We start from the raw sequence: 15,173 nt of genomic DNA, 5'->3' as shown, positions 1-15,173 counted from the left end.
AGGCGACTAAATGCCTGGGGTCTTTGCTATGTAAGCACTTGAGCTAGTTAGGTATTAGAGTTCCTTCAAAAAGTCTTTCAAGCCGCTAAAATAATCGTACTTACTACGACTATCTTCACTTTTTCGCATTTGAGCAATTTAGCTATTTTGGCGACTAGTCGCAATTGCTCCGATTTTGGGTAAATCAGCGTGATAACAAAATCATACCAAGTTTATCCAAGATGTGAAGCCATGAGCTACGCGATCGCGCGATTAAAAAAATTAAAGCGGGGTAACATATCAGGGAGTGCATCTCACACTGCACGAGAAAGAGAAACGCCAAACGCAGATCCCACTCAAAAAAATATTCGGTTCATCGGTAGCCTCGACCCAGAGGAACGACTAGAGGATTTAGTCTTAGCTAAGATAGGGGACTCGGAGCAGAAGCGGAAGATTCGCACTGATGCGGTGTACTGCGTGGAGTTACTGTTGAGTGCATCGCCCAGTTATTTCCGTCCCGACTGCCCCACCCAAGCCGGTTACTATGAACCACAAAAGTTGGATAACTGGGTAGAAGCGACTCACCAGTGGTTAGCGGATGGATATGGATCTCGCATTGTCCGCGCCGAGTTACACCTGGACGAAGCCACCCCCCATATTCACGCTTATTTTGTCCCCCTTGATGATGACGGGCAGCTACGGTGCAATCATTTCTTTGACGGGCGGCAGAAAATCCAACAATTTCAAGATTCTTACTACGACATGATGCGGTTAATTGGGTTGGAGCGCGGTATTAAGGGAAGCAGAGCAAAGCACCAAGACATCAAGGATTTTTACCGCATTGTGGAGGAGGGGCGCGATTTAGAAGTTAATGAGCTAAGTGCAGAACATCTTTTAGCCAAAGCTGCCGACCGAGACAGGGCGAATCAGCGTAAGCAAGAGATGGAAGCTACAGCCAAAGCTCTCTCACTTGAGAATGACCAATTACGGCGGCGGATAGAGCAATTAGAACAAGATAATCAATCAATAAGAAAACTTACCGAATGGTCAACTGATTTAGCTTTAGATGATGTTGCTATTGAGTTGGGGCTGTGGCGTAAAGGGAATGAATGGGTAGGAGGAAACCACATCATTAATATAGATGGCTCTAAATTTAGCGACCTTGCTCCCGGTTCTCATTTTGAAGGTAATGATGCAATTGGTTTGGTGAAACACGTTAATCAATGCAACCAAACAACTGCGATCGCATGGCTGGGGGAAAGATTTGGTGAAGTCGGCGCAAAACGTGCAGCGATCGCTCATGCTCAAAAAGTTACGGCTCTTATTATCCAAACTCAACCAGCACCCCAATTCACCCCACCCATTGAGGATAAAGCTAACTGGTCAGGCGTTGAACATTACCTAACCCAGAAACGAGGCATACCTTCTGATTGCATACAAATGTTACATAATCAGGGGCTAGTTTATGCCGACTCAAAAGCAAATGTTGTGTTTGTGATGCGGGACTTGGAAGGGAATACCAAAGGGGCTTTTTTAGAAGGTACAACCAATAAATTCTCTGGTTATGAATTAGGTACAGTTCGCCGTAATAGCTGGTTTTACTTTACTTTAGGGAAAAAGCTTAGTGATAAAGCTAGCACTGCTGTACTGTCTTTTTCTCCCATTGATGCCATTTCAGTAGCCATGCTGGAATATCAGGTCAAAGGAATACCAGAAAACAGAACAGTTTACATGGCAGTAGATGACACTTCAAGTTTACCTGTTGAAAGATTACGTAATGTTGCTCATGTACAGGTAGCTTTTAGTCAATCAACAGTGGCACGGGCTGTTAAAGAGCTACTGCCACACTCGACTCAACTCAAGTGCGAAAGTCGGGATTGGAATACGCAGTTAATCAATTTCTCCCATCAATTGCAACAACGTTATTCACAACAAAACCACGAGGAATTAGAGCTATAGTTGCAAAAAAGTCAAGCTACTCTAGTACCGATTTTTTCAGTACTAAAGTAGCTAGTAAAGAGTTTTAGCTATCAATAATATTGGGGTGAAAATTAGCTAAAATCCTGATGAATAATGAGTTAACAAAGCAAATATTTGGATTAATTAAGCTTAACAATAAGCTGATTGCTGTCGAGTCTCCATTGCAAGAGAGGGTCAGGCTGCTTATTAATCTAGCCAGTGAATGCCAGCGCCTGGACATTAACTGTTACCTGTGGACGCTGGAGGATGATGCGCTACAGCAGTTATCTACTAATGAGGAGGGATTAAGTTTAAAAACTGTTAACCAGTATCAGGCGAGCGCCAAAAGCAGACGCGAACATTACTTTGAAATTCTGCGGTTTTGGAAAACCACCGATTTAGAAGGAATCTTGATACTAGAAGGTATATTCCCTTGGCTGGGGTCAGCTACCACTGACCCCGATTTCTTTCTGACGGCGGAGTGGATTAAGTCTGCCCTCATTAATCTGAAGCTGTACAATTGCAATGCTAACAAAACAGCGATTTTGCTAGGCTCAAACGCTAGTCTCTCATCTGACATTGCCCCCGAAGTTCCGACAGTCATTCAACAACTGCCAGCTACCCTGGAAATAAACAGTTATTTATCCCAAGTATTACCGGATTACAGTCATAGCGATATTCATGCGACGGCGAACGCCTCAATAGGGATGTACTTGGCAGACATTGGCTATGGAATCAGACAGGCGATTGCAAATCATGAAATTACACCGGATGAGTTAGTGTCTCAACTGTCCGCTTACAAAATCGAACTGTTTAAGCGAATTTATAGTATTCAATTCCTTCAGCCCCCAGCTACCCCTATCGGTGGTTTAGAACTGATGCAGTCGGCATTTAAAACCTACAAGCGGTTATTAACAACACTGGCAAAAGCGTACAATCTTCGTTTACCCAAGGGGATTTTACTAATCGGCCCACCGGGAACAGGAAAATCTTACTCGGCTAAAGCAAGTTCTGCACAATTGGGGCTACCTCTGATTATCTTGGAGTGGGGTAGTTTCCGCAGTTACGGTAATTTGGCTGAGTACAAGCTAAAAAGCTTACTCGCACTGGTAGACCGAATCAATCGTGTAATTTTATACTTAGATGACTTTGATAAGGGATTCGCTGGGGATGATGATTTATCCAAACGCCTAGCTGGTATGCTTTTGACCTGGATGCAAGAACGTACTAGTGAGGTTTTAATTATCGCTTCGGCTAACAATATTCAATGGCTACCACCAGAGCTAACCAGAAGTGGACGCTTTGACGAGATTTTCAAGGTGGATCTCCCAAATTACGGCGAACGGCACGAAATATTCAAGATTCACTTAGCCCGTTTCGATCCTCGTTTCCGCGATCGGGGCGATGGGTACAGCGAAGAAGAATGGAAAAGGTTACTCAAAGCCACGCAGCGATGTGTCGGTGCGGAGATTCAAGCCATTGTTGAACGTGCCGCCGTCTCTAGTTTCTGTCAAATGTTTGGCGACGATGTTTCTCCCCTTCAAGAACTACCACCACTAGGAATTACATTGTCGGCATTGCTGGCTGCAAGGCAGAGTATGAATCCTCTGGCAATCCGCGAAGCTGACCGAGTTGAAAGTATGCGTAACATTGCGGCTTTGCATGGCCTTCCATCTAGTCCAATTGATTCATCTATATATAGTCTCGGCAATGTTGATATTTTTGGTGAAACATGAAAACTTTAAAAATTAATTCTGAAAAGGATTTATACGTTGCTGCTTTCAAGTTACTGAACATACTAGGCCCTGTCGCTGGAGTATCAATTATCATCGGCACTGTGGCGCTTGGTTACGTCCAAACTCGTCCCCAGGATTTACCAGTTACGCACATTCTCACCAAAGGCGGTCGCACATTTAACTTGGAAGCCGCTTCTACACCAGAGCAATTAGAGAAAGGGCTGAAATTTCGAGCATCCTTAAACGGCGATGGCGGAATGTTATTCAATTTGGGAGGAGAAATTTATAATGTGCCTTTCTGGATGTACAAGGTAAATTTTCCATTAGACATCTTTTATCTTAAGGACAATGTGGTGACAACTGCGGTTTACAATGCCCAACCGTGTTACAAAAACCCTTGCTCTATCTACAAAGGGAAAGTTGCCAATCAAGTGCTAGAGCTAGCAACAGGCGCTGCCAATATCAAGGTTGGCGATAGGCTTAACATCCAACCCTCATCAGTTTTGCCTAAGAATAATATCAGTGTTGACAGAGGCAGTTCTTTGAGAACCAAAAATAATCGCTAGTAATTGTATAACGTATTTTTTTAAAATCAAGAAACCATAGTACTGAAAAAAATAGTACCTAAATAGCTTCGTGTGTTGAATCAAATATGGCAATCTATTTATGGGAAGAGTATGGACATATTGGGAATTTGATCACCCTTTGGGTAGTACGGTGCGAGTAATATCAACCCCATTAGGGCTAGAGATATTTGCTGAAGATGTATTTCAGATTATTGCACCAGAATTAAATAATGAAAAAATAGTGCCTCTGCATATCCAAAGTCGAGAACGTCATGTGATTATTGGGGAGCAAATAACAATAGTAAAAACTTTAAATTCGGGAGCTATTTATAATTTAAAATGCATGGTTAAAAAACAAATGATTAATAATTTTACGCAATGGATAAGGAGTAATGTCTTACCGATATTTCAAAAAGATGTTTTTTAGAAAATTGAGAACAAATCTGAATTATGAGGAAAAGAAAAATGACACAAACTATCAATAACAATCAAAATGGAAATATTAATAGCAAAGCTGATATCTCGGCAATTGAAGCAGCAGAAGAAATAAAGCTAAATGATTTAGCACCAGAGCAGCAGTTAGAGTTAGAGAAACTAAAGTTAGACCTGGATATGGCCTCAGATGCAGATAAAGAGGCAGATGAAGTAACTAAAACTCCCCCAAGAAGATTAGTAATAGTAGACGGGGGGAAAGGTGGAGTTGGTAAATCGATGTGGACGAGAGGGTTTTTACAAACTTGTATAGATGAGAAAAGGAGAATTGTGGCAGTAGATGCAGATAATTCTAATCCAGATTTGTTGAGATATTATGGTGAGAATGGTGAGCATTGTCAAATACAGCAGTTAAATATTTTTAAAGATGGAAGTATAGATAGATTTTTTGATCAGATAAAGAGAATGATGGAGCCAGAGCCAGATACATATAATCAACTGCCACCACCAGAATCGCTGTTTTTATTAGAATTGCCACCGCAATCAAGACAAATATTTAAAAGATTTATAGAACAAGAGTTCTTGGAAACAGCCGCCAATGATTATGACATTAGAGTAACAATGGTCGTGGTAATTAGTCGAGTATCAGATTCGGTAAAGCAATTAATAGATTTATACAGCTTTTGCGGAAATAAAGTAGATTACATAGTCGTTAGAAATTTATTTTATGGTGAGGAGTCAGAATTTTCTAGATATAGCAACTCATCAATAGTTCAAGAGATAAAGCAAGAGCTATTAAAAGCAGGAATCCCTTTATTTGATATTACAATGCCGAATTTGCTTGAATATGCCTATGATTATTTAGATGAAAAGTCACTAAGTTTTTCTGAAGGAATAAAGCAAAAAGAACTACCAGGAGTGAAAATGCGGGTGAAGAGTTGGCTAAAAACTTTTAAACAGCAAATTTGTCCAGTTAAGCATCTCTTAGGGCTGGAGAGTATAAATGTTGAAATCTTCTAAAAGAATGGTAATGACTGTAGGTGACTCTCGTGTAGGCAAGTCTACAGTTATGAAACTGTTGCTGGAAATTTATCAAATTCAAGGTAAAAGATTGAAAGTTTATGACCATGATAATCGTGATAGACTTTTGGCTTACAAAGATTTAGTGTGTATTGAAAAGATAGATTTTTTCAATAAACAAACGGACAGGATGTTTATTGATCTGGTAGCTGCTGATATAGATATCATTTTAGTGGATATGCCGGGGCAGCACATAGACAAAATTTGTCAGTATATTGTTGAGTCTGAACTATTAGAAGCTTTAGCTGAATATGGATGGAAGCTAACGTTCCTGCAACCGATATCACATAGAACGGACTGCATAGACTACTTAACTCAAATCATCCAAACTGCTACTAACAATGCCAACTATGTGATAGTGAAGAATTATCATTTTGCGCCAGAGTTTAGGGAATATGACGAAAAAATGCAGAAAACTCTGTTAACAATAGGAGGAACAGAAATAAATTTGATGGCTTTACATCGAAATCACTATCAAGCGATGGAGAAAGCTGTCAAGCCATATTCACAAGTTTGCCAGGATATATCGATAATTTTATTTTGGAGAAGCTTCATTTTTCAGTGGATTAAAAATTTCCGCAATTCAGTGATAAATAACAAATTGGCTATTAAATATTTAGGACTTGATTGATGACATCACAAGATATATTACAAGGTTATTCTCCATCAGAACAAAGGCGCATAGTTGAAGGGGCGTACCAATTAGGAATCACACCAGATGACCCAACATTTAGGATGATGGCAACGCTGGGTCGATATGAAGAAACGATGATAGACCTCCAGGCAAGAATGGAGGCAATGATAGAAGCATGGGCAGCATTAATAGACCAAAAACTGGAGAAGACAAGTAAATCCGCCGAGTCAATGCATTATACAGTTGTCTCTAGTGCCGTGCGTGATGAGATGAAAAAAAATAAGCCCATCAGCACAGGCATGAAAGTGCAGTCCGGCTGGGGATTGGGAACAGTATCTCTAGTGTGTGGATTAGTAGCGGCTGGCAGTACCTTGTTGGGTTCGCTGACAACGTGGAATCTGGTGCAGAATGTAGGAACGAATCAGTCAGTAGTAGTCTCACGTAACGAGATAAAGATTCTCCAATGGGCAAAATCCCAGGAGGGTAAACAGATGTACCAAATTATCTTAAAAAATCAAGCAGCAATTGAAGCTTGTCAAACACAGCAGAGTAAAACCCAAGGCTATTGTTTAATTCAAGTAGGTAAGTAGCTAACCTACCTGAAGGTAATCTTGTTCGATGTACCCAAGTTTACTAGCTTCAATCAAAGCATTGACGCGATCGCTGACATCCAACTTCGCAAAAATCTTGTTAATATGCCCTTTTACAGTACTTTCAGTAATGAATAACTGCTCGGCAATCAGCTTATTAGAAAAACCAGCTGCCATCAAAGAAACAATTTGGATTTCAGTATTAGTGAGATTATCTTGATAAGTCTTACCCTTGATTTTCTGTTGGTAACAAAAATTACGTCGGCTAATATCAGGGTCAAAAAAAGACTTGCTATCGTAGAATGTGGTTTTAATGGCTTCTAAAATCAGAGGAACATTATTCTTTTTGAGAATGTAAGAATCAGCGCCGACATTTAAAGCTGATTGAACAGTGCCTTGAGAAGAATGAGAAGAAAGAACAACAATTTTAGTCTTGCTATTGAGTTTGACCTCTTTAATCACTTCTAGCCCAGATATGTCCGGTAAACCAATATCCACCAAAATCACATCGGGATTTAATTCCTTAACTAAATTAATACCTTCAATACCAGTACGCGCAACGCCGACCATTTCCATATCTGGTTGTTGATTGATAGCAGTAGTGATCCCCAACCTAATGAGTTCTTCATCCTCAATGAGCGTTAATCGAATCATAGATCACTTCGATTATAAGATGACTCAATATTTATAACATAGTTATTGGTGTTAAGCCTTTTACTTTTTGTATCTGTCATATAAAATATAAGTAATCAAAAATCTTTCCAGATAAATGAAAGAAACTTTAGTACTAAAGTTTGATTGGATAATTTTTTTTTATAACTAAAACAAAAGTATTCTCAAATTTTGTAGACATAATTAGCACTTATTCATAAAAGTAGCCAAAATACCATCTGTCGTTGGAAACATAGTTATGCAACAGGAAGTTTTAAGCATATTAGGTTTGTTACACGATGTTTCAAACAACTATCAAGGAGCATCGTTAGTTTTGAATCAAATAATTGATGGTGCTTATGGACAGTCTTTAGAAGAGATCAAACCGTTGCTGATCGCTTTACAACAAACGAATGAGCGAGGGGTGAGTTTGATTCAATCTGAAAAAAATGCTTTTTTTGAACTAAATCCAGCGACAATGGAGCAGTTTGATATGTTAAGTTTTTTACAAACAACTTATTCTCGATTCAAACCAATAGCGCAGTATCATTCCTTGAATCTCCACTATGAAACACAACTAACATACAAGCATGGAACGCAAGTACGGGGTGATAGCATAAGTATTGACCGAATGCTGTGTAATCTGGTGACAAATGCTATTAAGTACACTCTTACCGGAGATATCTTTTTAAGGCTGCTCAATCAAGAAGATGATTTAATTATTGAGATTGAAGATACCGGCTGTGGGATTGCCGCAGAACAAATTTCCAATATATTTATCCCATTATGGCGAGCGCCAAATAGCAATTTATTACATCAATCAGGGATGGGACTAGGACTGTACATCGCCTTATGTGTGGCTCATACTCATGGTTTGAGGATAAGCGTAAACTCGGTAGTTAGACAAGGAACCAAATTCACCATAATATTTCCTTACAAAGATAACGGGGTTTATGGGGTTGATGGTAGGATGTTGCCAAAATCACCAAAACAAGTCGGAAGTCGGAGTTCGGAAGTCGGAAGTTTTGAGTTTAAAAAGGTTTGAAGCTCCTAATTTTAATCATGGAGAAAGATCAGAATTATGGTGAGACAAGAAGAAGTATGAAGTGTGAGATCGAAAGTCGGAAGTTTTGAGTTTAATTTCTGACTTCCGACTTCTGACTTCCGACTTCTAAAAGAGGTTACAAGATGCGTTACCTATATGATGTGAAACTTTGGGACAGGATTGAAACAGGAGTGGAATTTCTAATTTTTGTGGCTTTGATGATAGCGGCAATCATCAAACTGGGGCACAACGATTTTCTACAAGCATTGTTTTACATAGTATTAGCTGTCATCATCTCGCCCTGGTCACAATTCGAGCGGGTGACTAAGCGATATGTTTTAGTAAGTGCGTACATTCTTGGGTTGTTTGTCGGATATTTTACTTAATCTAACTCTGGTCCGTCAGGAGAACGCTCGTTTTGCTGTTGCTGTGGCGGTGGCTGTTGTTGTTGCACTCTTATATCAAAGTTGATCAGCTTTTGTGTTTCTTGTGGTGAAAGGTGATTGTGTATGACCTTGTATTCTTCCTCTTCTTCTACTTTATAAGCACTAAAAGCCGATTGATTATCACTTTTGCGCCAAACAGTCAGACGCTGCATACCTTCTCTCATCAACAAATTTAATTGATAAGCCATACCTTCATAGACCCGACCGCCAATAGTATCTTGTCCCTTTGTAACGATAATATTCATTAGTGCAGGAATAAGAGACTTTTTAACAACCTCATCATTTTCACTCTCAACCGATTTTGACTGTTGGCTGTCAACAAAAGGCAGTTTGCGCCCTTTAGTTTCTAATATCTGCTGCAAGAATGTCTTTTTCTTTTCATTGATCAAATCTTCAACTCTTGTTGAATTATCTATATCAGGTGTTTCCTCGGATTTATTTAAACCAAATTTTTGAGCGTACTCTTGGTAGTATTTTTCCTTAAGGGATTGCCTGTAATCTTCAGTAGTTTGAGCATTTCGGGACAGGTCTAGAGTATTTCTTACCTCACCAATAAGATTTTCGCGCTGTGTGGGGTCTAGTGCGGGGGTTATTGACGGTGAGGGTGAGTATTTCTCCATCATCAGTGCCAGTCTGTACGCCATTTGGTTGTCAGAAAAGCCACTGTTGCAGTTGATGATAGTGATGGTTTCGGCTACTGAGCTAGATTGCATAGGTATTACCAAAGAAGAATTCAGGAGTCAGGAGCCAGAATTCAATTCTGAATTCTGAATCGATTTAGTAGATAGTGCCGGCGGCAAGCGAGTGCGTGTACCCCTACGGGGATCTTGCTACGCTTTTAGCGTCTCTTAGATAGCGTCTGAATCATGGTCTAAAGCCCCCGACAAACTCTTGGAGACTCTGCGCGAACAGACATGGAGTATTCTGACTCCTGACTCCTGAATTCTGACTCCTTTTCATAATTCTAATTCCTGTGAATTAGTAGTAGGTTGTGGTGGAGTGTGAGATTTTTGAGAATGTACTTCAACCTTGGGCGTATAGGTATTGTTAATAACCTGGCTACGAGTATTGAGCAAATCCTGAATCACATCACTCAAAGGAGGAAGTGAGATATTCGTTTGCCCAATGTTCTGCTGCTCGAATTGACTTTGAAGAAGAATTTTTTGGTAAAGTTCACGTTGCTCCCCAATAGTCAGCTTGCCAGTAGTGACAAGTTTTTCCCGTAAAGGGTTGTTGTACTGATTGGCAACACTAGACCAAGTTTTATTAGTTTCTAAATCGTGCCAATGAGAGGCGATGTCAGGATGGAGAGACACGGGTGTATCACGCTTTGGGTCAGAATCAAACTGTGGTTGTGCTTCTTTTTGAACGTGCGATCGCAAATCATTAACAATGTGGGCTAATGGTGGAAGCACAATATCAGTACGCCGAAAGTGATTGATTTCACTCCAGGCAAGATTTTGAATCTGCTGGTAGAGTTCACGCTGTTCACCAACAGTTAATTTTCCAGTTTGCTGAATTTTAGATTGAAATTCTAAATGTCCTTGCGCTACAGTCTCATGACTTGAACCATCTTTTTCTAACTGCTCCCAATATTGTTTTAAAACTGGATGTAGTGGTAGCACAGCGTTATCTAAGTTAGAAGAAAAATTGGGTCGTTTTGTTGGTTGTGATGGTGTTGTGCTATTAGGTGTAGTTGAGTGTGATACAGCGTTCTGTTGTTTTGGAGAATTAGAGCTTACTCCTTGTGGGTTTGATTGTGTCTTGCGATCTGGTGCGTTGGGCGTAGATTGAGTAGATTGGTGTGACTGATCATCGTTTAAATTACGGTTAATTTCGGGGTGAACGGGCAAGTCGATGTCACGGGTGTCTGTCGGGTTGCCAAATAATGCTTTGTAATTAATATGCAGTTTTTGAGCCAACAGTCTTAACTTCTCCAAATCAGCTTCAGTGATAGCCATCGCTTGGACTTGATGAGTCATACCAGTGTCAGTTTTCTCAAACTGAAAGCGAACAGCTTCCCGATTTGTACCATTGTGTTCAGTTTTGAGTAATTGCAGAGTAGATGTATTGTCACTAGTTTGCCGAAAAATAATCCGGTAATTGCCCAAGGTTAAGTCGTCTTTCTCGAAGCTAGTAATACTTTGTGTGAGTATTTTTAATACCTCGTTTTCTTTGAAACTTTCTAAAATATTGTGTGTGCCTTTAGGAGAGACTGAACCAACGACAGAAGCTATTTTGCGAGGGTCTTCATCAACAGAGGGCAATTCTTTACCAGCTTTCAGGTAGTCAGCCACTAACAAAAACTCCTGCCTTTCAATAGGCAGAATGTTAATTTGTTTTTCTCCCCAAATTTTTGGCTCAGACTCTATTTCTGTGTAAGAAAGTTTAATCTTGCCTACGTGTCCCCATTTATCAGCTTGAAAAGTCATTAACTCTATATCATCATGACGACGATAGATACTGTATTTATCAGCACCATGATTCTTGATTACAAAAGCATCAGCATGGTAGATTTTGCCACTAGTCTGCTGTTGTTCATCTTTAGCCTCAACACCATACTTTTTTAACAAAGTATAAGCAGCAAAAGCTATTTGTTTATTCTCGCTAGCTTCTAGGCGCTTTCTAAAAAAATTAGGCTCATAAACTGTAACATTTTCTTTTTTAGCCCAAGAAGAACTAGTTACAGGAGTTTCAGTTGGTTGGGCTAGCTCCGGGGCAACATCTATATGGATAATGTCTGAATCAATAACTTTTATATCTATAATCTGTGAACCAGGGTCAATAGGTGATTTAGCACGACTTTTTTTAAATACACCAATGTTTGCTTCTAATTCGGGATCATCTATCATAGTAGAGTCTCCTTTTTGTTGATCAATTTTTTTGACTGTGCCATCCTTGAGCTTGATAGTAAAACGTAAATTATCAAGTTGATTTTGATGCCACTCCTCTAGAGATATAGCCCCGGCAGATAACTTTTCAAAAGCTTCTTTTCCTTGTGAAACTATAAAATCATCTACACCTTTATCCGGCCCTGGCAGCGTTACTACTTTCACGACAGCACCAAATTCTTGTAATAAGCTTCCTGTTTTCCAAATATCTCTTTGGATATTGAGCTTAGTTTCAGGCTTCGTTTCATAATCAAAGCAGATTTTGAAAACTCTACCAGAAGTTGCGAAAACAGCTAACTCATCAGCCAGATAGGAATCACCAATTTTCTTGCCCCACTCGTTTTTCGGTGAGCGATAGCCGGAGGAAATTCCCGGTAGCCCGATGGCTGCGTGACCTTGGCTTAACAGACTAGCCGCCTTCTTCGCCCCCTCTGTAATGACGAGTGGAATATTGTGTTTATACACACAATACCAAAAACCACTCAAGCGATCGCTATCGCTGGGGTTTACTCCAGCTTTTGAGTAAATATTTTGGGCAATCATGCCTGGGACATCTAGCAAGAAAATACTCAAATCAACTGATGGTGGATGCTCATATTTAATGAACTTGCCTTCAACCGCAACAGTGAACCCATCTTTTTTCACGGTTTTGGGTCTGGGGCGGTTTGGCTTATAACATCCCCATTCTTTAATTTGAGGTTGCTCACCAGGGGTAAGATTAGCAAATGTGCGCGGGTCTACCCCTGAATTACACCACCAGCCACCTGCATCTAGGTGAGAATAGAGTTCTAAAAGCCTAATAGAGAGGCTACCTGTATTTGTACGTGAGAGTTTGTCGCTGATCATCAGCCGTTCCCAAGCTTCATGTTCGCCACCGACATAGCTAAAATGAAGACTAGAGAAGTTGAGATGTGCAATTTCTGGTGCGATCGCGCTGCCTACTACGAGTTCGTGCCAATGTTGCGGATCAATATGTTCTGGGTGAGGCGGGATATCTTGAGTATTTTGTCGCTCAAGTTTTTTACTACTTATGCCATTGTTGGCGCTTTCAACTGTAAAAAAAACATTTCTATGGATGGAAGCATTTAAACCTAGATTATCTTGGTCTTGAATAGGTAGATATTCCTGGGTGTTTTGCCACATCTGTATAGTTAAAAACTCAACAGATGTGGCAGAAGGCGGAAGAATTAAGGGGGAATTGGGGTTAGGTAAAACTGGAGGTAAATCAGGCTCAGGAGGAAAATTCGACGGTGTTATATCATTACTGCCGGGAAGAAGTTTAGGCAATAAATATGCCATTATCTCTTCTACTTGTTCTATTTCCTCATCTGTTACACCTTCAAAGTTACAGGAAGACCATTTCCAGCCACCATCCTCATCAGGAGTAAGAAAATAAGTTTCTTCCCCTATTTCAATTCGACATTTTAAATCAATAGCTGATTCTATTGATTTGTAAATAAACTCTCCTAAAGGATAAATAAAAGCTCTAATAAAATGCTGACTAGCTCTAGCGTAGGCAGAAGTAAGTTGCAAATGTCGTTCATCAAACATATTTTTGTTAGTTATTTATATACTGTGCATTGTGATGTACTCTTACTTATGGACAACAGTTGCAGCGTTTATGTAAATATTTATTATTAGCAGGGTTTTCTAAGATCCGAGAACAAGATTGACGTAAAACCTCATATTGTTGCCAGTTAGCCCCCAAGTATTTGATATCAATGAGCTTACCTTGGGGAGTAACCCGATTAAAAATAATATGAATGTAAACGTTACTTGGATTAATATCAAAAAAACAAATGTATTGCAAATCATACCAGCCAATACCATGAATATATTGATTAACAATTTGAATACATAATTGTTGACTTAGGTGAATATAAATATTTTTCAAACTGATGACAATATAGATTCCCAAACTCTTAAGTCTTGGTCTAGTCCCAGACAAGGTATTAAAATTCTCAATGATTTGAGTTGGAGGAATATTAATGTCAATGAAACTACCATTAGCGAGAATATACTGTTGAGATAAAGTTTTAATTAAGTCAAAATTATCAATCTTCAATTCTTCAATAGTCATTTTCATAATATTAAAACCCGATATCAGAAGGAACTTGGTCTTGATTAACCATGCTGCCAACGTTTTTTGATGTCAGACCGGGATTATTAGAAACAGCTTGAGGATTTTGGGGAATGGGAAAGCGTAACTCAACTTGCTTAACTCGCAAAGCTAAATCTTGCTCAGAGGGAAATTTCTGCGTACTTCTCCTAGCTAGTAAACTAACAATTCTCGCCCATTTTAGTTGATTGTATTTCTCAATATTTTTGAGAGTCTGAGAAATTTTAATAGTTTTCAACAGTGGAACTGAACCTTCCTTTTTATTAGCATAAGTAGGGTTAATGAAAACGCATTTACCAGCAATTAACTTCAGAAATTGAGCCGGTTCAAAAAGCTTTCTCGTTTTCTCTTGGTCGCTGATGCTCGTGCTATTATTTTTACTACCAGTAGAACGGCTTTTTTGCTTGTACTTAATCTCTTCATCACTACTATCCCGGAGAAAATCTAAAGGATTGCAGACTTCAGATTCAGGGAATCCCGGTGCAAAAATGTGAACATCATAGCCCTTGTATTTGGCGTAGGCAGCAACTTTCGCTTGAGAAGGGTATTTAAAGTCATAAACTATACATGGAAATTCCTGATCGATAGCCGAGTAAATCATCGGGTTGATCGCGCTGAATGTTTTACCACTACCGGGAGCGCCGATGACTGCCGTACCCCGTTGCACATCAGGAATATAAAAAGTAGTGCCACCACCTTTTCTTTGATGCTTACCAATGTAAAGTGCCGCACTCTCACATTGGGGATTGGCAATTTGCAAGATGGCTTTTTTCTGAGCAGTAGCAGTTTCTTTAGCTCCACCCCAATAAGAGGTAGCAATTTTCTTCTTGTTACCATCGCCAAAAAATACCCTCATCAAAATATAAGCACCAAGTAAAGACAAAACTGTTAGTCCATTGGGGGTGAAAAGAGAGTGAGTATACTTGCCAATTGCGTCATTATGATTTTGTAATTGCTCAAATCGAAATCCTTGAGGATTAGCGTTATTTATTTTGAAAGATTTGCTCATTTTAAGGTAGAGAATTGGGTTGACCAAGCCCCGAAG

The 15,173-nt window shown here is 39.6% G+C and carries 14 protein-coding genes; 9 read left to right on the top strand and 5 right to left on the bottom strand.

The genetic code is table 11. From position 1 onward, the window contains the following. Nucleotides 1-189 precede the first annotated feature (189 nt). The 7 genes from mobV to CDG77_RS15935 all read left to right on the top strand — a co-directional run bounded on the left by mobV (nt 190) and on the right by CDG77_RS15935 (nt 6,976). On the top strand, nt 190-1,938 hold the full coding sequence (mobV, locus tag CDG77_RS15965; RefSeq protein WP_223269827.1) for a MobV family relaxase: 1,749 nt from the start codon (nt 190-192) through the stop codon (nt 1,936-1,938). Between the two features lie 107 nt (nt 1,939-2,045). After that, the gene (locus tag CDG77_RS15960; RefSeq protein WP_094330332.1) at nt 2,046-3,674 is read left to right on the top strand and encodes an ATP-binding protein; all 1,629 of its coding nucleotides are present in this window, start codon (nt 2,046-2,048) and stop codon (nt 3,672-3,674) included. Beyond that, a complete protein-coding gene (locus CDG77_RS15955) occupies nt 3,671-4,240 on the top strand; it encodes a DUF192 domain-containing protein (protein WP_094330331.1) in 570 nt (189 codons plus the stop codon). The genes CDG77_RS15960 and CDG77_RS15955 overlap by 4 nt, the downstream gene beginning before the upstream one ends. Nucleotides 4,241-4,340: 100 nt before the next feature. Beyond that, the gene (locus tag CDG77_RS15950) at nt 4,341-4,667 is read left to right on the top strand and encodes a hypothetical protein (protein ID WP_094330330.1); all 327 of its coding nucleotides are present in this window, start codon (nt 4,341-4,343) and stop codon (nt 4,665-4,667) included. A 38-nt stretch (nt 4,668-4,705) separates the two neighbouring features. After that, the gene (locus tag CDG77_RS15945; RefSeq protein WP_094330329.1) at nt 4,706-5,692 is read left to right on the top strand and encodes a nucleotide-binding protein; all 987 of its coding nucleotides are present in this window, start codon (nt 4,706-4,708) and stop codon (nt 5,690-5,692) included. Continuing rightward, the gene (locus CDG77_RS15940; protein ID WP_223269826.1) at nt 5,676-6,383 is read left to right on the top strand and encodes an ATP-binding protein; all 708 of its coding nucleotides are present in this window, start codon (nt 5,676-5,678) and stop codon (nt 6,381-6,383) included. The genes CDG77_RS15945 and CDG77_RS15940 overlap by 17 nt, the downstream gene beginning before the upstream one ends. Then, entirely contained in the window at nt 6,383-6,976 is a 594-nt protein-coding gene (locus CDG77_RS15935) for a DUF6753 family protein (protein ID WP_094330328.1), read from the top strand. The genes CDG77_RS15940 and CDG77_RS15935 overlap by 1 nt, the downstream gene beginning before the upstream one ends. Here the strand turns inward: CDG77_RS15935 and CDG77_RS15930 are convergent, their stop codons facing one another. Further along, complete coding sequence (locus CDG77_RS15930) at nt 6,977-7,630, bottom strand: response regulator transcription factor (RefSeq protein ID WP_094330327.1); 654 nt, start codon at nt 7,628-7,630, stop codon at nt 6,977-6,979. 256 nt (nt 7,631-7,886) lie between these two features. On the opposite strand from CDG77_RS15930, the gene CDG77_RS15925 reads away from it, so the two are divergent. Continuing rightward, complete coding sequence (locus CDG77_RS15925; protein ID WP_094330326.1) at nt 7,887-8,672, top strand: sensor histidine kinase; 786 nt, start codon at nt 7,887-7,889, stop codon at nt 8,670-8,672. A 143-nt stretch (nt 8,673-8,815) separates the two neighbouring features. Then, nucleotides 8,816-9,058, top strand: a complete 243-nt coding sequence (locus CDG77_RS15920; RefSeq protein WP_094330325.1) for a hypothetical protein — start codon at nt 8,816-8,818, stop codon at nt 9,056-9,058. Here the strand turns inward: CDG77_RS15920 and CDG77_RS15915 are convergent. The 4 genes from CDG77_RS15915 to CDG77_RS15900 form a co-directional block, all read right to left on the bottom strand. Beyond that, on the bottom strand, nt 9,055-9,831 hold the full coding sequence (locus CDG77_RS15915; protein ID WP_094330324.1) for a hypothetical protein: 777 nt from the start codon (nt 9,829-9,831) through the stop codon (nt 9,055-9,057). The two genes, CDG77_RS15920 and CDG77_RS15915, sit on opposite strands and share 4 nt — an antisense overlap. Nucleotides 9,832-10,074: 243 nt before the next feature. Further along, the gene (locus CDG77_RS15910; RefSeq protein ID WP_094330323.1) at nt 10,075-13,560 is read right to left on the bottom strand and encodes a DUF3854 domain-containing protein; all 3,486 of its coding nucleotides are present in this window, start codon (nt 13,558-13,560) and stop codon (nt 10,075-10,077) included. Nucleotides 13,561-13,606: 46 nt separating this feature from the next. Then, nucleotides 13,607-14,095 carry a relaxase/mobilization nuclease domain-containing protein gene (locus CDG77_RS15905; protein ID WP_094330322.1) on the bottom strand — a complete coding sequence of 163 codons (489 nt, stop codon included), beginning with the start codon at nt 14,093-14,095 and terminating at the stop codon, nt 13,607-13,609. Nucleotides 14,096-14,099: 4 nt separating this feature from the next. Next, the gene (locus CDG77_RS15900; protein ID WP_094330321.1) at nt 14,100-15,137 is read right to left on the bottom strand and encodes a type IV secretory system conjugative DNA transfer family protein; all 1,038 of its coding nucleotides are present in this window, start codon (nt 15,135-15,137) and stop codon (nt 14,100-14,102) included. Nucleotides 15,138-15,173: the final 36 nt, after the last annotated feature.

The organism is Nostoc sp. 'Peltigera membranacea cyanobiont' 213 (assembly GCF_002245975.1).
Taxonomy (GTDB): domain Bacteria; phylum Cyanobacteriota; class Cyanobacteriia; order Cyanobacteriales; family Nostocaceae; genus Nostoc.
The sequence above is the reverse complement of the archived record's forward strand: the minus strand, read 5'-3'. Positions and strand labels throughout refer to the sequence as shown.